Origin of the sequence: Malikia spinosa, assembly GCF_002980625.1 — a bacterium.
In the GTDB taxonomy this organism is placed as follows: Bacteria; Pseudomonadota; Gammaproteobacteria; order Burkholderiales; family Burkholderiaceae_C; genus Malikia; species Malikia spinosa.
In genome coordinates this window covers 1-17,643 of record NZ_PVLR01000014.1, presented here as the reverse complement: position 1 = coordinate 17,643, position 17,643 = coordinate 1, and the positions used below count along the sequence as shown (strand labels likewise).

Genomic DNA, 17,643 nt, shown 5'->3' with positions numbered 1-17,643 from the left:
CCGTCAGGAGGTCGGCTGCCAGCACGCCGGTGATGACGGGACTGTCATCCTCGACCGTGACAGTGATTGTGCTGTCATCGGCCGGGTTCACACCATCCGAGATTCTCACCGTCAGGCTCAGGCTGGCGGTGTCTTCGCCAGCCGTACCCTGACCCGGCAGCGAGTGACTGACAGGCTGGGACAAGACCACGCTATAGGGTACGGAACTGCCCGAAGCTCCGATGGCCGTGGTTCCGCCATTGAGCGTCACCCGGATGACTTCGCCACTGGCGTCAGAGCCGATCAGCACTGCCTGGCTGGTGCCGTAAGCCCAGGTGAGGTTGGTCGCGCCCAGCACCGACGAACCAGGATTGATCAGTTCAATCGTCAGAGGTGCGCTACCGTTGCGGCTGATGGGCAAGGCACCGCTCGAGTCGGTGGCGGAATCAGTCAGGTCGTTGCCGGGGCTGGAGCCGAGACCATCCGGAATACCCGCAGGCAGGCCCTCTTCGGAGACCCGGGATTGAGCATCCTCTATGAGCGGGGTAGTGTCGTCGTCGACGATCGTGCCCGTGGCAACGTCAGCTGTCGGGCTGATGGTCGCCCCAATGGCCGCCGTAATTGTCGCCACCACCGTCTCGCTGGACTCGTCGATGCTGTCGACCACCGGGTCCGCCACGAAGCTCACGCTCAACTGCCCAGCGGGTATCGTCACCTGGCGTGTCGCCCCCGCACCCAGTCCCGTCACCGCGTAATCCGCACTCTCGGTCGCCGTCCCGCTCAGCGCGATCGTCACCACGGTGTCCGTTACCGACACCCGGTCCAGACTGACCTGATAGGTCAGGTTGGTCGCACCGTCCTCGGCCACGCTCGGCGGAGCCACTGCAATCGAGACCACCGGTGCGTCATCATCGACGATCTGTGTCGCCACGCTGCCCGTCCCGATCGCTCCACCCACCACGTTGCTCAGGTTGACCGTGTATTCCTCGGCACCTTCGACCAAGGCATCGTCCAGCGTCACCACCGACAGCCTGACCGGCCCTTGCGCTGCAGTCGTGAAGGTCAGTGTTTGCGTCAGCGGGTTGTAGTCCACGCCAGAAGTCGCATCAGGCACCAGCGTCGTACCCGGCCCGGTCGCTACCTGCACGCTCAACTGCTGGTCGTTGACCAGCGTGCCACCCGCCAGGCTGACCGTGTAGCCCGCCGTCGCGCCCTCGGCGACGGTCGCATCGCCCACCAGATTGACCGTCAACAGGGTAGCATCAAGGATCGTCGTATCGACGGCACTGGCGGTCGGATTGACCTCGAAGCGTTCGAAATTGCCGCCCGTGATGGATTCGATCCGGATGTTGTAGAGCTCGCTGCCCTCGGCCAGCTGGTCGATCAGGGTCTGGATCGTGAAGGTCTGGCTGGACTGGCCCGCCGGTATCGTGACCGACGCGACACCGGTGAAATCGACACCGTTCTGAGCGACGCCGCTGTATTGGAAAGTCACTACCACGGGGGTCTGACCCGGGCGCTCCAGGGTCACGGTGTAGGGGGCAGTAATGTCGCCCTCACGCACGGAATCCGGCCCGATGATGCCGACCTGGGTCAGATCCTGGTCGTCGACCACCGTGATGGCCGTCGACTGATCGACATCGAGCTGGTCGTAGCCGCCGCCATTGGCACCCGTGACGCCAATGTCGATCACTTCCCGACCCTGGATATACGGATCATCCGGTCGAATGCTGACCTCCACCAGCCCGCTGCCAGCCCCGACCGGGATCGTGATGCTCTGGCCATTGCTCAGATTGATGACCAGGTCGGTTCCGGTGGGCGGGTTGCTGACGGTCGCATACAGGCCGACCCGGGTGCCTTCGACCACATCGCGGCCGTCGAGGAACACCAGGCCTCCGTTCTGCCGCAACGGCTGACCACTGTCGTCGAGCTGGATGTAGCGCAAGGTGATCAAGTCTGCTGCGACCGGCTCGGCGCCCAGCGGCACGTCTTCGATCGTGGGCGGAGGGCCCAGCGTGTAGTCGTAGGCCAGCGGCTCGACCCCTTCGACGATGCGCAACAAGCGCACGAAGCTGCTGCCGCCACCGGCGTCACCACCGGCCGTCAGACCGGCCGCCGGGGCCTCAAGTGCGGCAAACGGGTCAGCCCCGAGTTGCAGCGCTTGCAGCACGGCTGCGGGCGTCGCCGCCTGGACCGCCGCCTCCTGCGCCGTGGGCGTGGCATCGGTCTGCATCAGACTGTCTTCCACGCGCACGCTTTGTTCAGGTGCAATGGTCAGAACCTGACCGTCCGCCATCTGCAGCTCGACACGCGCGCCGGCAAACGTACGCAGGGTTTCGCTGCGCTCGATGACATCACCGACCTTGAGGACACGCGCCTGGCCGTCAAGGCCGACTGCGACGGCATTTCCGGTGATAGCGACTACTTTTGCGATCTGGGCCACTGCAACTCTCCTATTTGACTCTGGTTGCAGGTTAGCGAGCCGGGAGAGGACTGACCATTGGACTTAAGTCCACTTCTCTATCGTTTTTAGCGCAGGACAAGACCAGGAGGCATGGCAGACCAAGGCAGCGATCCGGGACAGGCAGGCGGCTGGTCGGGCTGGGACGGCCCCGGCAATCACTAGGCGTAGGATTTCACTTGTGCCAGATGCAATACGAGTTGCACCCGGTCGCGCAAGCCGAGCTTCTCGAATACGGCTCCCAGATGGGCCTTGACGGTGCGCTCGGTGATATGAAGCTGCTCGGCGACTTCCCGGTTCGATTGGCCTTCGGCCACGGCATGTGCCACCTGGAGCTCGCGTTCGGACAGGACTGACAGATCGATTGCCGGCCGCACGGCGTCAGGACTGCGCTGCAGCAACTCGCGCGTGGCCGCCATCAGGCGCTGCACCAGGTCAGGGCCGACCCAGAGCCCGCCCAGACTCACCACCTGGGCGACTTCCTGCAACAGCCCAGGCGCCGCCAGCAAATGGCAATAACCACGCGCGCCGGCATTGAGGGCGCGCAGTCCCTCGACCTGATCAGGCACGGAACTGAGCACGATCACCTGGCAATCCGGCTGTGACTGCAGGAGCGCTGCAACCTTGAGCCGCCAGTCGTCGAGCATGACCGGAACCCAGACCATATCGCCAGCAGCCACCGTCTGCTGCAACTCGAGCCAGTGACCCGGTTGTCCATCCGGGAAAGCCTGCTGCCAGCGCTCGCGCGCAATGACGGGCCATGATGGTGCGACGGCTTGAACCAGAAAATGACGAGCATTCATATCAGCGCTCCGACAAGGCATTGGCCTTGGCGCGCAAGACCGGCTTGAGCAGATAGGACAGCACCGACTTCTTGCCAGTCAGGATATCGACCTGTGCCACCATGCCCGGGATGATGGGCAGCTTATCGTCCAGCAAGGCCTTGTCGGTGCGCAAGCGAACGAGATAGAAGGCATTGCCCTTCTGGTCGACCACCGAATCGGCGCTGATGTTCTCGACCACGGCATCCAGCCCGCCATAGATCGCGAAGTCATAGGCCGTGAACTTGACCGTGGCCTTGAGCCCGGGGCGCAGGAAGGCGATGTCCCTGGGCGTGATCTGGGCCTCGAGAATCAGCGCCTCATCGAGCGGAACGACCTCGACCACCTCCTTGCCAGGCTGGACCACGCCGCCCACGGTGTTGACCAGCAGGCGCTTGATGGTGCCACGCACCGGTGACTTGATGTCGGCCTTGGCCACCTTGTCGGCCAGCGCCCGGTCACCCTCGTTGAGGGCGGACAGCCGGCTCATGGTCTCGGACAGTTCGGCGCTCATCAGGTTGCGCGCATTGAGCTGGACTTCCTCGATCCGGCGCTGCGCTTCAGAAATGGACGCCTGCACGCGCGAGATCTGGGCACTGGCCTGGTCGCGGTCCCCACGCAGACGCGACTGCTCACGCTCGAGCTTGAGCACCTCGACCTCGGACACGGCACCGGTGCGCACCAGCGGCCGGGTCGCGTTGAGTTCCTTCTGCAGCGATGCCAGCCCTTGCTCGGCCTGCGCCTTGCGCGCGCGCACCTCGTTGAGTTCCTGTTGCCGCTGCGACAACTGATTCTGTGCCATCGAGACCTGGGTCGAGATTTCATCGCGCTTGGACTCATAGAGCCGGCGCTCGTGCGCGACGATGTCGGGCGCATCGCGCATCAGTTCGTCGGATGGATTGAAGGCGCCGCCACGGGTCAGCGCCTTCAGGCGCAAGGCCTTGGCCTGCAAGGCCAGCTGGCTGGCACGGCTCTCGCCCAGATTGGACTTGAACCGGGTCGGATCGACGCGCAACAAGACCTGGCCGAGTTCGACCACCTGGCCTTCGCGCACCAGGATCTCGTCGACCACGCCGCCATCGACGCTCTGGATCACCTGGACCTGGCGCGTCGGCACCACCTTGCCCTCGCCGCGCGCGACCTCGTCCACCTGGGCCAGTGCGGCCCAGATCAGCAGCAGCACCACCAGCAGGACAGCCAGGCGCAGCAGGGCGCGCGCGCGCAGCGGCTCCTGCTGCAACTGGGCCCAGTCGGCGTCCGCCGCCCAGTCGGTGGTCTCGCGCCGCGTCTCGGGCGTCAGGCGACCGACCCAGCCACCCAGCCAGCGGTCGCCGAAGCGGCGCAGCGGAGCCATCCAGCGGGACAGGCCCAGAAAGGTTTTTTCGTTGAGATCAGCCATCATGCCCCCTTGCCGACCTGGCCCTGGCGCAAGGCCGCCACGACCTGGTCCCTGGGACCATCAGCCACGACCTGACCGGCGTCGAGCACGATCAGGCGCTCGACCATATCGAGCAGCGAGGCGCGATGGCTGACCACCAGCAAGGTCTTGCCGCGGGCGAAATTGGCCAGGCGGTTCTTGACCGCCGCCTCGCTCGAGTGATCCATGGCGGCAGTCGGCTCGTCGAGCAGCAGGATCGGCGGATCGTGCAGCACCGCGCGCGCAATCGCGACGCCCTGACGCTGGCCACCCGACAGCGACTCGCCGCGCTCGCCGACCAGCATGTCAAAGCCCTTGGGATGGGAATTGACCAGATCGACGATGCCACCGATGGCGGCGGCCTTCAGCACATCGGCATCATCGGCCAGCGGATTCGCCAGTGTGATGTTCTCGCGCAACGAGCCGTAGAACAGCATCACATCCTGCTGGACATAGCCGATGTGGCGCCGCAGCTCGGCCGGGTCCAGCTGACGCTGGTCGATGCCGTCGATCAGGACCGCGCCGCCTGTCGGCCGGTACAGGCCCAGCACCAGCTTCTCAAGCGTGGTCTTGCCCGAACCGATGCGCCCCAGGATGCCGACCTTTTCGCCGGGCCGGATCTTGAAGCTGACATGGCTCAGCACTGGCGTAGACTGACCAGGATAGGTGAAGCTGACATCGCGAAACTCGATCGAGCCCTGCAGGCTGCTGCGCGCGATGAAGTTGGCGTCATGCGGGCGCTCGACTTCGCGCTTCATCATTTCGTCGAGCGAAGTCAGCGCGGTAGCCGCCGTATGGTATTGCACCAGCAGCGCCGCGACCTGCGAGATCGGGGTCAGCGCGCGCGAGGCCAGCATCGAGCAGGCAATCAAGCCGCCCATGGTCAGCATGCGCTCGCCAATCAGCCAGACGCCCAGGATCACGATCGCGAGGTTGACGGTCTGCTGCACGAAAGCCGCGCCGTTGCTCGTGCTCGACGACAGCAAGCGCAGCTGGGCACCGACACGGGCCAGCAGCGCCGCGCTGTGCTCCCATTTGCGCTGGATCGGTGCCTCGGCGCCCATGGCCTTGAGGGTCTCGAAGCCGACCAGCCCCTCGATCAGCGTCGCGTTGCGCTGCGCGCTGGCACGGTAGGTGGTTTCGGCGAGTGAATGCATGCGACCCTGCACCACCAGGGCGTACAGCAGCAGGACCAGTGCGCCCAGCAGCAGCGGAATCAGCATCGGCCAGGCAATCCAGCCCATCACGACCAGGAAGATCAAGGCAAATGGCAGATCGATGAAGGCAATCACCGTGGCCGAACCGATGAAGTCGCGCACCGACTCGAAAGCCCGCAGGTTGGAGGCGAAGGAGCCGGCCGACACCGGGCGCTGCTCCATGCGCATGCCCAGCACCCGCTCCATGATGTGGGCCGACAGCTTGACGTCGGCCCGGCTGCTCGCGAGGTCGACGAAATAACCGCGCAACAGGCGCAGCACGAGATCGCCGACCAGCACCAGCAACAGGCCGACCGACAGCGCCGCCAGGGTCTCGAACGCCTGATTGGGTACCACGCGGTCATACACGTTCATCGTGAACATGGGCATGGCGAGCGCAAACAGATTGGTCAGGAAGGCGGCCAGCAACACGTCGCGGTAGAGCGCACGGTTCTCGGCGATCACGCTCCAGAACCAGTGCCCGTCCCGGGGCGCACGGACCTCGGGGCTGCGGGCATCGAAGCGCAGGCGCGGTCGAGCGTAGATGGCGCGGCCCGTGTATTGCGCTTCGACCTGGGCCAGCGGCAGCGCCACCGGCGCGTCACCAAGCTCGGGGTAGACCAGCTGCAAGGTCCGGCCGTCTTCCGAGCGGCCGACCAGCAGGCAAGCCTTGCTGTTCTGCAGCAAGAGCAAGACCGGAAACAAGTCCGCCTTGAGCAGCGTCAGCGGCTGACGCACCACCCGGCTCGCCAGACCGACCCGGCGCGCGGCACGCTCGAACAGCGCAGGAGTCAGGCGGCCCTGCTCGAGTGGCAGACCGGCCAGCGCAGCATCACGCGTGGCGGCTTCGCCATGGCTACGGGCCAGAATCAGCAGACAGGATAAAAGTTCATCGTTCTCGGCGACCGACGCAGACCGCTCCTCCAGCGGCGGCTGACTAACTGTTGACATGAATCTCCCCAGACGGCTTGGACCGGTCAGCCTACGGGCGGGCAGCCGGACAACCCTCCTGGCAAAATACCAGGATTGGCAGATTCAGTGTAACAAAATCTTGCCAATTAGCCAGTCATATGACCGGCTGGATCTTCGCTGGCGACGACTTCCTGGGCCCAGCTGCGCAATTTGCGCGTATCGGCGCGCAGGATCTGCTGTTTGACTGCCAGGATCTGTGACGGATGCATGGAGAAGCTGCGCAGCCCCAGGCCCAGCAGCAGTCGGGTCATGGCCGGATCGCCCGCCATCTCGCCGCAGACGCTGACCGACTTGCCTTGGGCGCGGCATTCGGCGATGGTGCCGGCCACCAATTGCAGCACGGCCGGGTGCAGCGGGTCATAGAGGTGGGACACGCTCTCGTCGACCCGGTCGATCGCCAGCGTGTACTGGATCAGGTCGTTGGTGCCGATCGACAGGAAGTCGAAATGGCGCAGGAACATCGGCACCGTCAACGCGGCGGCCGGCACTTCGATCATCGCACCCAGGCGTACGGGACCGTAGACCTCGCCGCGCAGATCGAGCTGCTGGCGCGCCTTGGCCAGCATGTCCTTGACCTGCAGGATCTCGTGCCGGTGCGCGACCAGGGGCAGCAGCAAATTGACCTTGCCGTGGGCGGCGGCGCGCAGAATGGCGCGCAGCTGGGTCAGGAACATCGCCGGCTCGGCCAGGCTCCAGCGGATCGCACGCAAGCCCAGCGCCGGGTTCAGGTGGTCGTCGCGCGTGCTGCGATCGAGTGGCTTGTCGGCACCGACATCGACCGTGCGGATCGTGACCGGCAGGCCATGCATGCCCTCGACGGCGGCTCGATAAGCCTGGTACTGCTCAGCCTCGTCAGGCAGCTTGCCATCCCGGCCCATGAAGAGGAATTCGGTCCGGAACAGGCCGACGCCGACCGCGCTGACCGACAGCGCCGGCACCGTATCGGCCGGCTGCTCGATATTGGCCAGCAACTCGATCCGCTCGCCGTCCAGCGTCACCGCTGGCGTATTCTTGATGTGGGACAGGCGCCCGCGCTGCAGCTCGATCTCGCGCTGGCGGAACTCGTATTCGGCCTGCACCGCAGGCGAAGGGTTGACGATGATCAGTCCGGCATCGCCATCGATGATGACCCAGTCGTCCTGCTGCACCAGATGGCTCGCCGCACGGGCACCGACCACGGCCGGGATGTCCATGCTGCGCGCAACGATCGCGGTGTGCGAGGTCTTGCCGCCGACATCGGTGACAAAGCCGGCAAAGACGCTCTGCTTGAACTGCAGCATGTCGGCCGGCGACAGGTCATGCGCGACCAGCACCAGCGGGGCATCCTGGCTGGAGGCCGCCGGCGCCTGGCTGGCCACCGGCGAAGCGACACCGCGCAACTGGCGCAGCAGGCGCTCGGTCAGCTGCTCGAGGTCGGACTTGCGTTCGCGCAGATAGGGGTCTTCCATCTCGTCGAACTGCTTGGCGATCTGCTCGAGGTGCGAGGTCAGCGCCCATTCGGCGTTGTAATGCCGCTCCTGCACCCAGCAGGCCACACCTTCGTGCAGTTGCTTGTCGGCCAGCAGCATCAGATGCACTTCAAGCAGCGCATTGAGCTCCTGTTGCGCCTCCCGGGCTTCGGCCTTCTGCAGGGTCAGCTGCATGCGCTGCAGCTCGTCGATCACCAGGTCACGCGCGCCGCGCAGGCGCTGCAACTCGCCCTCGACCTGCTCGGGAGCGACGAAGTAATGCGCCACGTCGAGCCGGCTGGAGGCGACCAGCACGGCGCGGCCAATCGCAATGCCGCGCGAAACCGCCTGACCATGAACCGAAAACGTCACTCGCCTTCTCCGAACTTGTCCTGGATCAGGGCCAGCAGGGCGTCCATCGCCTCGCGCTCGCGCTCGCCGTCGGTCTCGAGTTCGATCTCGCTGCCGAGACCAGCGGCCAGCATCATGACACCCATGATGCTCTTGGCGTTGATGCGGCGCTCGCCGCGACTGAGCCAGACCTCGCAGGGAAAGCTGCCGGCGAGCTTGGTCAGCTTGGCCGATGCCCTGGCGTGCAGCCCCAGCTTATTGCTGATGGTCGTGCTGGTCTTGATCATGAGAGGTCCTGCGTGACTGGTTTTGCGGCGCCGTCGCCGCGACGGACACGACACCCTGGGTAGCTCCCATCATAGCCCGGCTAGCCAGCGATTCGAGCGACTCATGACGATAGGAGATAGCACGCATCAGCATCGGCAGATTGACTCCCGTCAACAGGCGGCTGTGTATGCCATCGACCAGCTTGGCCGCCACATTGCTGGGCGTGGCGCCGAACAGGTCGGCCAGGACCAGGGTCTGCGGCATGCCCAGCTGCTGCAGCAGCTTTCTGGCTTGCTCGAGCGTCTCCTCGGGCGCGGTCTGGGCCTCGACGTCGAGCGCGACCAGCGCGCTGCCCGCATCCGGGAACACATGCAGGGCGCACTGGCGCAGGGCGCTGGCCAGCGGCGCATGGGCGATGATCAATATGCCGTTCATGGCACAGGATTATCGGGGCGGATCGATAATCCGAGGCAGAACGCCCTATCCTTGTCCGAATATGAATCTTGTCTCAACCCGCCGCCGCACCCTGGCCTTGACCGCGCTGGCCTGCGCCACCCTGGGACTGGGCAGCCTGGCCGGCTGCACCAGCCGGGAACCAGCGCCCGAATCCCGCTTCCTGCTGCTCGACGGCAGCACGCTCGCCAGCAGCGCGCTCAAGGGCAAGGTAACCTTGGTGAACTTCTGGGCCACGACCTGCACCACCTGCGTCGCGGAAATGCCCGAGCTGGTCCATACCTTCCAGAAATACCAGGCGCGCGGCTTCGAAACCGTCGCGGTCGCGATGAGCTATGACCCGGTGGAATGGGTGCTCAACTTCAGCAACAGTCGCCAGCTGCCGTTCAAGGTCGCGCTCGACCGCAACGGCGAACTGGCCCGGCAATGGGGCGACGTGAAACTGACTCCCACCACCTTCCTGGTTGACCAGCAGGGACAGATCGTCAAGCGCTATGTCGGACAGCCCGACTTTGTCGCGCTGCACCAGCTGATCGAACAGCTGCTGGGCCAGGGCTGATGGACCGGATGCCCGGCCAGATCCTGGTCGTCAGCAGCGCCGCTGAAGTCGGGCTGGTGCGCGAGCTGTTTCGCGAATACCAGCGCAGCCTGGATCTGGACCTGAGCTTCCAGGATTTCGAGCAGGAACTGCACAACCTGCCCGGCGAGTACCAGGCCCCTTACGGCGCCCTGCTGCTGGCACTGGCCAACGGCGAGCCTGCCGGCTGCTGCGCCTTGCGTCCCCTGCTATCAAGCGACTACACGAACGCCTGCGAAATGAAGCGGCTCTATGTGCGGCCCGGGTTCCGGGGACTCAGGCTGGGACGCCAGCTGGTCGAACAGACCCTGCTGCTGGCGCAGCAGGCCGGCTTCGACAGCATGCTGCTCGACACCTTGAGCGACATGGAGGCAGCGCGCGAGCTGTATCAGGATTGCGGCTTCGTCGAGGTTGCCCCCTACTACCACAACCCGCTGCCAGGGGCGCACTACCTGCGGGTCGAGCTCTGAGGCTTCAGGCAGCCTTGGCCTGGGCCAGCAGCGTGGCGGCGTCGCTGACGGCGAACTGGCCCGGGCCTTCGACGTTGAGCGTCGTCACCACGCCATCCTTGACCAGCATCGAGTAACGGTTGCTGCGCAGGCCCAGGCCCTTGCCGTTGAGGTCCAGCGTCAGGCCGGTGGCCTGGGCAAAGGCGGCGTCGCCGTCGGCCAGCATGCGGACCTTGCCAGCCGTCTGCTGGTCCTTGGCCCAGGCGCCCATCACGAAGGCGTCGTTGACGCTGACACACCAGATCTCGTCGACACCGGCGGCCTTGAACGCCTCGGCTTGCTCGACATAGCCCGGCACATGCTTGGCCGAGCAGGTCGGCGTGAAGGCGCCGGGAACCGCGAACAAGGCGATCGTCTTGCCGGCACTGGCCTGCAGCACGTCGACCGGATTCGGGCCCAGGCTGCAGCCCTCGGTTTCGACTGCGATGAACTCCATCAGGGTGCTGGCGGGCAGCTTGTCGCCGACTTGGATCATGGGAACTTCCTTGCAATGGGACCCTTGGGTCCCGGGTGTTGAGCCCGGCGCGACCGGAAAGCGGCGCGCAGGGACGAAAAAAAACGACCGAGTGGATTCTCGGTCGTTTTTTTGGTTCGCGCCCGCAGGCAGCGAATAAGGCTTACACCAGGGCAGCCTTTTGGACCAGGCGGGTCACGACCCAGTTCTTGGTCTTGGACAGCGGACGGCTTTCCGAGATCTCGACGATGTCGCCGAGCTTGAATTCGCCGTTTTCGTCGTGCGCGTGGTACTTGCTCGACTTGGTCACGATCTTGCCGTACAGCTCGTGCTTGACAGCACGTTCGATCAGCACGGTCACGGTCTTGGCACGCTTGTCGCTAACGACCTTGCCGATCAAGGTGCGCTTGAGGGAGGTTTTGGCTTCCGTCATGGTCACTCCTTACTTGGCGGCTTGCTTTTCAGCAAGGATGGTCTTCGCACGAGCGATGGCACGACGGGTGCTACGCAGCGTGGCGAGGTTGGACAGTTGTTGCGTGGCTTTCTGCATGCGCAGGTTGAAGTGCGCCTTTTGCAGCGACTTCACTTCGGCTTCCAGAGCCGCAACATCTTTTTGGCGCAGTTCAGCAGTTTTCATCTCTTGTTCTCCTGAATTACTGGCCCAGCAGGCGGGTCACGAAGGTCGTGCGCAGCGGCAGCTTGGCTGCGGCGAGCGTGAACGCTTCGCGAGCCAGTTGCTCGGGAACGCCAAGGATCTCGTACAGCACCTTGCCAGGCTGGATCTCGGCGACGTAGTACTCCACGCCACCCTTACCGTTACCCATACGGACTTCGGCAGGCTTCTTCGAGATCGGCTTGTCCGGGAACACGCGGATCCAGATGCGGCCGCCACGCTTGACGTGACGGGAGATCGCACGACGTGCGGCTTCGATCTGTCGAGCCGTCAGACGGCCACGGTCGGTGGACTTCAGGCCGAAATCGCCAAAGGCCACGGTGTTGCCGGTGGTGGCAACGCCCGTGTTGCGGCCTTTTTGCTCTTTACGGTATTTACGGCGAGCAGGTTGCAACATTGTTCAATTCTCCTTAAGCCTGGGGCTTGTCGCTGCCGTCGGCCGGGGCGGCATTGCTGCCACCACGACGCGGGCCGCCACGACCCGGACGGTCGGTGCGGGCACCATCACGGCGCGGACCGCGCGGACGACGCTCGTCATCAGGACGCGGGGTGCTGTCCAGCGACGGAGCATCGGCGCGACCCAGGTTGTCGCCCTTGTAGACCCAGACCTTGACACCGATGATGCCGTAGGTGGTCAGAGCTTCAGACGTGCCGTAGTCGATGTCGGCGCGCAGGGTGTGCAGCGGCACACGACCTTCGCGATACCATTCGACGCGGGCGATTTCGGCACCGTTCAGACGGCCCGAGGACATGATCTTGATACCCTGGGCGCCCAGACGCATGGCGTTCTGCATCGCACGCTTCATGGCGCGACGGAACATGATGCGCTTTTCGAGCTGCTGGGTGATCGAGTCAGCGATCAGCTTGGCATCGACTTCAGGCTTGCGCACTTCTTCGATGTTGACGGCGACCGGAACGCCCAGCTGGGCGGCCAGTTCCTTCTTCAGCTTCTCGATGTCTTCGCCCTTCTTGCCGATCACCACGCCCGGACGTGCCGAGAAAATGGTGATGCGGGCGTTCTTGGCGGGACGCTCGATGATGACGCGCGACACCGAAGCGTTCTTCAGCTTGGCCTTCAGGTACTCACGAACCTTGATGTCTTCAGCCAGCATGCCGGCGAAATCACGGTTGCTGGCGTACCAACGGCTGGTCCAGTTACGGCTAACCGCCAGGCGGAAGCCGGTAGGATGGATTTTCTGTCCCATAGTCTTCCTTCAGGCTCAGTTACCAACCGTCACGTAGATGTGACAGGTAGGTTTGCTGATGCGGTTGCCACGACCCTTTGCGCGGGCCGAGAAGCGCTTGAGCGTAGTACCTTGCTCGACGTAGATGGTCTTGACCTTCAGTTCGTCGATGTCGGCACCGTCATTGTGTTCAGCGTTGGCGATGGCGGAGAGCAGAGCCTTCTTGACGATGCCAGCAGCTTTTTTCTGCGTGAACGTCAGGATGTTCAGGGCCTGATCCACCTTCTTGCCGCGGATCAGGTCAGCCACCAGGCGACCTTTGTCGACCGACAGGCGAACGCCGCGAACGATAGCGGAGGTTTCCATGGTGTGTCCTTACTTCTTGGCTTTCTTGTCGCCGGGGTGACCCTTGAACGTGCGCGTCAGCGAGAACTCGCCGAGCTTGTGGCCGACCATCTGGTCGGTCACATAGACGGGCACGTGCTGCTTGCCGTTGTGCACGGCAATGGTCAGGCCGATGAAGTCGGGCAGGATCATGGAACGACGCGACCAGGTCTTGACCGGCTTCTTGTCCTTGGTGGCCACAGCCTTCTCGACCTTGGCCAGCAGGTGGTGGTCTACGAAGGGACCTTTTTTGAGCGAACGAGTCATTTACGTAACCCCTTACTTCTTGCGACGCGAAACAATCATGTTCTGCGTGCGGCGGTTGTTGCGGGTACGGTAACCCTTGGTCAGGTTGCCCCACGGATCGACCGGCGGCATACCGGTACCGGTACGGCCTTCACCACCACCATGCGGGTGGTCAACCGGGTTCATTGCCACACCGCGAACGGTCGGGCGGATACCCATGTGACGCTTGACACCGGCCTTGCCCAGCTGACGCAGGCTGTTCTCGGAGTTCGAGACTTCACCCAGGGTAGCGCGGCAGTCGACGTGCACCTTGCGCACTTCGCCCGAACGCATACGGACCTGAGCGTAGATGCCTTCGCGAGCCAGCAGCACAGCGGATGCACCAGCGGAACGTGCGATCTGCGCGCCCTTGCCGATTTGCAGCTCGATGCAGTGAATGGTCGAACCCACCGGGATGTTGCGGATCGGCAGGGTGTTGCCGGCGCGGATCGGGGACTCGGAACCGCTCAGCAGCGTCGCACCGACTTCCACGTTACGCGGAGCGATGATGTAGCGACGCTCGCCGTCTGCGTAGCACAGCAGAGCGATGTGCGCGGTACGGTTCGGGTCGTATTCCAGGCGTTCCACCTTGGCCGGGATGCCGTCCTTGTCGCGACGGAAGTCGACGACGCGGTAGTGGTGCTTGTTACCGCCGCCCTTGTGGCGAACGGTGATGTGACCGTTGTTGTTGCGACCGGCCTTCTGGAACTGCGGCTCCAGCAGGGGTGCGTAACCGGAACCCTTGTGCAGGGTTTCACGGGTGACTTTCACCATGCCACGACGGCCCGGCGAAGTCGGCTTCATCTTGATGACTGCCATGATTAGACTGCCTCCCCGCCGAAGTTCAGCTCCTGGCCTGCGGCCAGGGTTACGTAGGCTTTACGGACATGGTCGCGGCGACCGACGGTCTTGCCGAAACGCTTGGCCTTGCCCTTTTGGTTCAGGACGTTGACGGCTGCAACTTTGACGTTGAACAGCAGTTCCACGGCGGCCTTGATTTCAGGCTTGGTGGCGTCTTGCAGGACCTTGAACAGCACGGCATTGGACTTCTCCGCCGCCTGGGTGGCCTTCTCGGTCACCATCGGGGCGACCAGCACCTGCATCAGGCGGCCTTCGTCAAACTGGACGTTGCTCATGCGAACATCTCCTTGAGTGTGTCGATGGCACCCTTGGTGACGATCACTTTCTTGTAGTGAACCAGCGACAGCGGATCGGCGTAACGCGGCTCAACCACCAGCACGTGGGGCAGGTTGCGCGAGGCCAGGTACAGGTTCTCGTCAACTTCGTTGGCGATGACCAGCACGGACTTCAGGTTCATGGCCTTGAACTTGTCGGCCAGCAGCTTGGTCTTCGGGGCTTCCAGCGACAGGCTGTCAACCACGGCCAGACGGCCTTCACGAACCAGCTGCGAGAAGATCGAAGCCATACCGGCGCGGTACATCTTCTTGTTCAGCTTCTGGCTGAAGTTCTCGTCCGGGCTGTTCGGGAAGATACGACCGCCTCCGCGCCACAGCGGGGAGGAAGTCATACCGGCACGGGCGTTGCCCGTACCCTTTTGACGGAACGGCTTCTTGGTGCTGTGCTTGACCATTTCGCGGTCTTTTTGAGCACGGGTGCCCTGACGCGCGTTGGCTTGATAAGCGACAACCAGCTGATGGATCAGCGATTCGTTGTAGTCGCGACCGAAGACGGTTTCCGGCACTTCCACGGTGGAAGCGGCTTGACCCTGGTCGTTCAGGAGTTCAACTTGCATCAGTTAGCCCCTTTGCTGGCAGCTTTGACGGCGGGACGCACGGTGACGAAGCCACCCTTCGAACCCGGCACGGCACCCTTGATCAGCAGCAGCTGACGGGCTTCGTCGACACGGACCACATCCAGGTTCTGGGTGGTCACGGTTTCGTCGCCCATGTGGCCGGTCATCTTCTTGCCCGGGAACACGCGACCCGGATCCTGCGCCATCGAGATGGAGCCAGGAACGTTGTGCGAACGGCTGTTACCGTGCGACGCACGCTGCGAAGCGAAGTTGTGGCGCTTGATGGTACCGGCGAAACCCTTACCGATCGAGGTGCCTTGCACGTCGACCTTGGCGCCGGCTGCGAACAGCTCGGCCACGGGCAGCACGGAACCGGCAGCGTACTTGGCTGCGGTTTCGGCGCTGACGCGGAATTCCTTCAGGATCTCACCAGCTTCGACGCCAGCCTTGGCCAGGTGACCGGCTGCGGGCTTGGTCACGCGGGAAGCGCGACGCTGACCGAAGGTCACTTGCAGGGCATCGTAGCCATCGTTGGCCTGGGTTTTGACTTGTGCCACGCGGTTGTTGGACACGTCGACCACCGTGACGGGCACTGCATCCCCGTCATCGGTGAACAGACGCATCATGCCCACCTTGCGGCCCAACAACCCGAGAGAGTTGGACAGACTCATTGTTTTCTCCGTTCCCGACTTCAATTGGCCGGGGCTGATTGCATCGCATGAGACATGCGGTGCGGGTTAAAACACCACAGGTGCGCGCCCAGCCGCTGATCGAAACCAGCAACAAGGCAGCACACCCATGCTGCGAAGACCGCAATTCTAGACTGCGGTCCAATTTTTTGCAAGCCCTTGTGGTTTTAACAACCGGGGCCTGCTCAAGTCTGCTTACTGCAGCTTGATTTCGACGTCGACGCCAGCCGGCAGGTCGAGCTTCATCAGCGCGTCGACGGTCTTGTCGGTCGGGTCGACGATGTCCATCAGACGCTGGTGGGTGCGGATCTCGAACTGGTCGCGCGAGGTCTTGTTGACGTGCGGCGAACGCAGGATGTCGAAACGCTTCATGCGGGTCGGCAGGGGCACCGGGCCCTTGACGATCGCGCCGGTGCGCTTGGCGGTGTCAACGATTTCGGCGGCCGAAGCGTCGATCAGTTTGTAGTCGAAGGCCTTCAGGCGGATGCGGATCTTTTGCTTGTTCATGACTGTTTCCTGGTTTGTGTGTGTGGGGCACTGAACGGCACCGGAGCAAGGCTCCGGCGCCAGTCAGGATGATCAGTCGATGATCTTGGCAACGACGCCGGCGCCGACGGTACGGCCGCCTTCGCGGATGGCGAAGCGCAGACCTTCTTCCATGGCGATCGGGGCGATCAGCTTGACGGTGATCGACACGTTGTCACCCGGCATGACCATTTCCTTGCCTTCCGGCAGCTCGATGGAACCGGTCACGTCCGTGGTACGGAAGTAGAACTGCGGGCGGTAGTTGTTGAAGAACGGGGTGTGACGACCGCCTTCGTCCTTCGACAGCACGTAGACCTCACCGGTGAAGTGGGTGTGCGGCTTGATCGAACCCGGCTTGCACAGCACTTGGCCGCGCTGGACGTCTTCGCGCTTGGTGCCGCGCAGCAGGATGCCGACGTTGTCGCCAGCCTGGCCCTGGTCCAGCAGCTTGCGGAACATTTCCACGCCGGTGCAGGTGGTCTTCTGGGTGGTGGAGATACCGACGATTTCGATTTCTTCACCGACCTTGACGATGCCGCGCTCGATACGGCCGGTCACCACGGTGCCGCGACCCGAGATCGAGAACACGTCTTCGACCGGCATCAGGAAGGCGCCGTCCACGGCGCGCTCAGGCGTCGGGATGTAGGTGTCGAGTGCGTCAGCCAGCTTCATGATGGCTTCTTCACCCAGCGGGCCGGTGTCGCCTTCGAGGGCCAGCTTGGCCGAACCCTTGATGATCGGGGTGTCGTCGCCCGGGAAGTCGTACTTGGAGAGCAGCTCGCGCACTTCCATTTCGACCAGTTCCAGCAGCTCTTCGTCGTCCACCATGTCGGCCTTGTTCAGGAAGACGATGATGTAAGGCACGCCGACCTGACGCGACAGCAGGATGTGCTCGCGGGTCTGGGGCATCGGGCCGTCAGCGGCCGAGCAGACCAGGATCGCGCCGTCCATCTGGGCGGCACCGGTGATCATGTTCTTGACGTAGTCGGCGTGGCCGGGGCAGTCAACGTGAGCGTAGTGGCGGTTGGCCGTCTCGTACTCGACGTGGGCGGTGTTGATGGTGATGCCGCGGGCCTTCTCTTCCGGAGCCGCGTCGATCTGGTCGTAAGCCTTGGCGGAGCCGCCGAACTTCTTGGCCAGCACGGTGGTGATGGCGGCCGTCAGCGTGGTCTTGCCGTGGTCAACGTGACCGATGGTGCCGACGTTGACGTGCGGCTTGGTCCGTTCGAATTTCTCTTTTGCCAT

General features: G+C 63.8%; 21 protein-coding genes and 1 pseudogene. 2 read left to right on the top strand and 20 right to left on the bottom strand.

Going from position 1 to position 17,643, the window contains the following annotated elements; translation table 11 throughout:
• The 7 genes from C6P61_RS05715 to C6P61_RS05685 form a co-directional block, all read right to left on the bottom strand.
• On the bottom strand, window positions 1–2,422 hold a 2,422-nt coding region (locus C6P61_RS05715), incomplete at its 3' end, for a retention module-containing protein (protein ID WP_146114969.1).
• A 179-nt stretch (window positions 2,423–2,601) separates the two neighbouring features.
• Window positions 2,602–3,243 carry a helix-turn-helix transcriptional regulator gene (locus C6P61_RS05710; protein WP_105728973.1) on the bottom strand — a complete coding sequence of 214 codons (642 nt, stop codon included), beginning with the start codon at window positions 3,241–3,243 and terminating at the stop codon, window positions 2,602–2,604.
• 1 nt (window position 3,244) lies between these two features.
• Window positions 3,245–4,660: an HlyD family type I secretion periplasmic adaptor subunit gene (locus C6P61_RS05705; protein ID WP_105728974.1), complete on the bottom strand. Its 1,416-nt coding sequence runs from the start codon at window positions 4,658–4,660 to the stop codon at window positions 3,245–3,247.
• The gene (locus tag C6P61_RS05700) at window positions 4,660–6,825 is read right to left on the bottom strand and encodes a type I secretion system permease/ATPase (RefSeq protein WP_105728972.1); all 2,166 of its coding nucleotides are present in this window, start codon (window positions 6,823–6,825) and stop codon (window positions 4,660–4,662) included. Before C6P61_RS05700 ends, C6P61_RS05705 begins: the two co-directional genes overlap by 1 nt.
• Before the next feature lie 107 nt (window positions 6,826–6,932).
• Window positions 6,933–8,666: a phosphoenolpyruvate--protein phosphotransferase gene (gene ptsP / locus C6P61_RS05695; RefSeq protein ID WP_105728971.1), complete on the bottom strand. Its 1,734-nt coding sequence runs from the start codon at window positions 8,664–8,666 to the stop codon at window positions 6,933–6,935.
• Complete coding sequence (locus C6P61_RS05690) at window positions 8,663–8,932, bottom strand: HPr family phosphocarrier protein (protein ID WP_105728970.1); 270 nt, start codon at window positions 8,930–8,932, stop codon at window positions 8,663–8,665. Before C6P61_RS05690 ends, ptsP begins: the two co-directional genes overlap by 4 nt.
• Entirely contained in the window at window positions 8,901–9,347 is a 447-nt protein-coding gene (locus tag C6P61_RS05685) for a PTS sugar transporter subunit IIA (RefSeq protein WP_105728969.1), read from the bottom strand. Before C6P61_RS05685 ends, C6P61_RS05690 begins: the two co-directional genes overlap by 32 nt.
• 61 nt (window positions 9,348–9,408) lie before the next feature.
• Between C6P61_RS05685 and C6P61_RS05680 the strand changes: the two genes are divergently transcribed.
• Together C6P61_RS05680 and C6P61_RS05675 are read left to right on the top strand one after the other, a co-directional pair.
• Complete coding sequence (locus tag C6P61_RS05680; RefSeq protein ID WP_105728968.1) at window positions 9,409–9,924, top strand: TlpA family protein disulfide reductase; 516 nt, start codon at window positions 9,409–9,411, stop codon at window positions 9,922–9,924.
• Window positions 9,924–10,412 carry a GNAT family N-acetyltransferase gene (locus C6P61_RS05675; protein WP_105728967.1) on the top strand — a complete coding sequence of 163 codons (489 nt, stop codon included), beginning with the start codon at window positions 9,924–9,926 and terminating at the stop codon, window positions 10,410–10,412. The genes C6P61_RS05680 and C6P61_RS05675 overlap by 1 nt, the downstream gene beginning before the upstream one ends.
• 4 nt (window positions 10,413–10,416) lie before the next feature.
• On the opposite strand, the gene C6P61_RS05670 is transcribed toward C6P61_RS05675, so the two are convergent.
• From C6P61_RS05670 to tuf, 13 genes and pseudogenes are all read right to left on the bottom strand, one after another.
• Window positions 10,417–10,926 (bottom strand): peroxiredoxin, encoded by a 510-nt coding sequence (locus tag C6P61_RS05670; RefSeq protein ID WP_105728966.1) that lies wholly within the window; start codon window positions 10,924–10,926, stop codon window positions 10,417–10,419.
• 142 nt (window positions 10,927–11,068) lie between these two features.
• Window positions 11,069–11,338 (bottom strand): 30S ribosomal protein S17, encoded by a 270-nt coding sequence (rpsQ, locus tag C6P61_RS05665; protein WP_105728965.1) that lies wholly within the window; start codon window positions 11,336–11,338, stop codon window positions 11,069–11,071.
• Between the two features lie 9 nt (window positions 11,339–11,347).
• A complete protein-coding gene (gene rpmC, locus C6P61_RS05660) occupies window positions 11,348–11,542 on the bottom strand; it encodes a 50S ribosomal protein L29 (protein WP_105728964.1) in 195 nt (64 codons plus the stop codon).
• Window positions 11,543–11,558: 16 nt separating this feature from the next.
• The gene (gene rplP / locus C6P61_RS05655) at window positions 11,559–11,975 is read right to left on the bottom strand and encodes a 50S ribosomal protein L16 (RefSeq protein WP_105728963.1); all 417 of its coding nucleotides are present in this window, start codon (window positions 11,973–11,975) and stop codon (window positions 11,559–11,561) included.
• 22 nt (window positions 11,976–11,997) lie between these two features.
• Window positions 11,998–12,783: pseudogene (gene rpsC / locus C6P61_RS05650) on the bottom strand (30S ribosomal protein S3); the annotation flags it as partial.
• Window positions 12,784–12,798: 15 nt separating this feature from the next.
• Window positions 12,799–13,128, bottom strand: a complete 330-nt coding sequence (rplV, locus tag C6P61_RS05645) for a 50S ribosomal protein L22 (protein WP_105728961.1) — start codon at window positions 13,126–13,128, stop codon at window positions 12,799–12,801.
• A gap of 9 nt (window positions 13,129–13,137) precedes the next feature.
• Window positions 13,138–13,413 (bottom strand): 30S ribosomal protein S19, encoded by a 276-nt coding sequence (gene rpsS / locus C6P61_RS05640; protein ID WP_105728960.1) that lies wholly within the window; start codon window positions 13,411–13,413, stop codon window positions 13,138–13,140.
• A 12-nt stretch (window positions 13,414–13,425) separates the two neighbouring features.
• Window positions 13,426–14,250 carry a 50S ribosomal protein L2 gene (gene rplB, locus C6P61_RS05635; protein WP_105728959.1) on the bottom strand — a complete coding sequence of 275 codons (825 nt, stop codon included), beginning with the start codon at window positions 14,248–14,250 and terminating at the stop codon, window positions 13,426–13,428.
• A gap of 2 nt (window positions 14,251–14,252) precedes the next feature.
• A complete protein-coding gene (gene rplW, locus C6P61_RS05630) occupies window positions 14,253–14,567 on the bottom strand; it encodes a 50S ribosomal protein L23 (RefSeq protein ID WP_105728958.1) in 315 nt (104 codons plus the stop codon).
• Complete coding sequence (rplD, locus tag C6P61_RS05625; RefSeq protein ID WP_105728957.1) at window positions 14,564–15,184, bottom strand: 50S ribosomal protein L4; 621 nt, start codon at window positions 15,182–15,184, stop codon at window positions 14,564–14,566. The genes rplW and rplD overlap by 4 nt, the downstream gene beginning before the upstream one ends.
• Window positions 15,184–15,855 (bottom strand): 50S ribosomal protein L3, encoded by a 672-nt coding sequence (rplC, locus tag C6P61_RS05620; protein WP_105728956.1) that lies wholly within the window; start codon window positions 15,853–15,855, stop codon window positions 15,184–15,186. Before rplC ends, rplD begins: the two co-directional genes overlap by 1 nt.
• A gap of 213 nt (window positions 15,856–16,068) precedes the next feature.
• Window positions 16,069–16,380: a 30S ribosomal protein S10 gene (rpsJ, locus tag C6P61_RS05615; RefSeq protein WP_058615886.1), complete on the bottom strand. Its 312-nt coding sequence runs from the start codon at window positions 16,378–16,380 to the stop codon at window positions 16,069–16,071.
• A 72-nt stretch (window positions 16,381–16,452) separates the two neighbouring features.
• The gene (tuf, locus tag C6P61_RS05610; RefSeq protein WP_105728955.1) at window positions 16,453–17,643 is read right to left on the bottom strand and encodes an elongation factor Tu; all 1,191 of its coding nucleotides are present in this window, start codon (window positions 17,641–17,643) and stop codon (window positions 16,453–16,455) included.

What these genes read in the sequence shown, in the direction of transcription:
- C6P61_RS05680 (WP_105728968.1), top strand. Translation starts at nt 9,409, where the DNA reads ATGAATCTTGTCTCAACCCGCCGCCGCACCCTGGCCTTGACCGCGCTG.
- C6P61_RS05705 (WP_105728974.1), bottom strand. Translation starts at nt 4,660, where the DNA reads ATGGCTGATCTCAACGAAAAAACCTTTCTGGGCCTGTCCCGCTGGATG.
- C6P61_RS05670 (WP_105728966.1), bottom strand. Translation starts at nt 10,926, where the DNA reads ATGATCCAAGTCGGCGACAAGCTGCCCGCCAGCACCCTGATGGAGTTC.
- rpsQ (WP_105728965.1), bottom strand. Translation starts at nt 11,338, where the DNA reads ATGACGGAAGCCAAAACCTCCCTCAAGCGCACCTTGATCGGCAAGGTC.
- C6P61_RS05675 (WP_105728967.1), top strand. Translation starts at nt 9,924, where the DNA reads ATGGACCGGATGCCCGGCCAGATCCTGGTCGTCAGCAGCGCCGCTGAA.
- rplW (WP_105728958.1), bottom strand. Translation starts at nt 14,567, where the DNA reads ATGAGCAACGTCCAGTTTGACGAAGGCCGCCTGATGCAGGTGCTGGTC.
- rpmC (WP_105728964.1), bottom strand. Translation starts at nt 11,542, where the DNA reads ATGAAAACTGCTGAACTGCGCCAAAAAGATGTTGCGGCTCTGGAAGCC.
- rpsS (WP_105728960.1), bottom strand. Translation starts at nt 13,413, where the DNA reads ATGACTCGTTCGCTCAAAAAAGGTCCCTTCGTAGACCACCACCTGCTG.
- rplB (WP_105728959.1), bottom strand. Translation starts at nt 14,250, where the DNA reads ATGGCAGTCATCAAGATGAAGCCGACTTCGCCGGGCCGTCGTGGCATG.
- C6P61_RS05700 (WP_105728972.1), bottom strand. Translation starts at nt 6,825, where the DNA reads ATGTCAACAGTTAGTCAGCCGCCGCTGGAGGAGCGGTCTGCGTCGGTC.
- C6P61_RS05690 (WP_105728970.1), bottom strand. Translation starts at nt 8,932, where the DNA reads ATGATCAAGACCAGCACGACCATCAGCAATAAGCTGGGGCTGCACGCC.
- rplD (WP_105728957.1), bottom strand. Translation starts at nt 15,184, where the DNA reads ATGCAAGTTGAACTCCTGAACGACCAGGGTCAAGCCGCTTCCACCGTG.
- tuf (WP_105728955.1), bottom strand. Translation starts at nt 17,643, where the DNA reads ATGGCAAAAGAGAAATTCGAACGGACCAAGCCGCACGTCAACGTCGGC.
- rplC (WP_105728956.1), bottom strand. Translation starts at nt 15,855, where the DNA reads ATGAGTCTGTCCAACTCTCTCGGGTTGTTGGGCCGCAAGGTGGGCATG.
- C6P61_RS05710 (WP_105728973.1), bottom strand. Translation starts at nt 3,243, where the DNA reads ATGAATGCTCGTCATTTTCTGGTTCAAGCCGTCGCACCATCATGGCCC.
- C6P61_RS05685 (WP_105728969.1), bottom strand. Translation starts at nt 9,347, where the DNA reads ATGAACGGCATATTGATCATCGCCCATGCGCCGCTGGCCAGCGCCCTG.
- rpsJ (WP_058615886.1), bottom strand. Translation starts at nt 16,380, where the DNA reads ATGAACAAGCAAAAGATCCGCATCCGCCTGAAGGCCTTCGACTACAAA.
- rplV (WP_105728961.1), bottom strand. Translation starts at nt 13,128, where the DNA reads ATGGAAACCTCCGCTATCGTTCGCGGCGTTCGCCTGTCGGTCGACAAA.
- rplP (WP_105728963.1), bottom strand. Translation starts at nt 11,975, where the DNA reads ATGTTGCAACCTGCTCGCCGTAAATACCGTAAAGAGCAAAAAGGCCGC.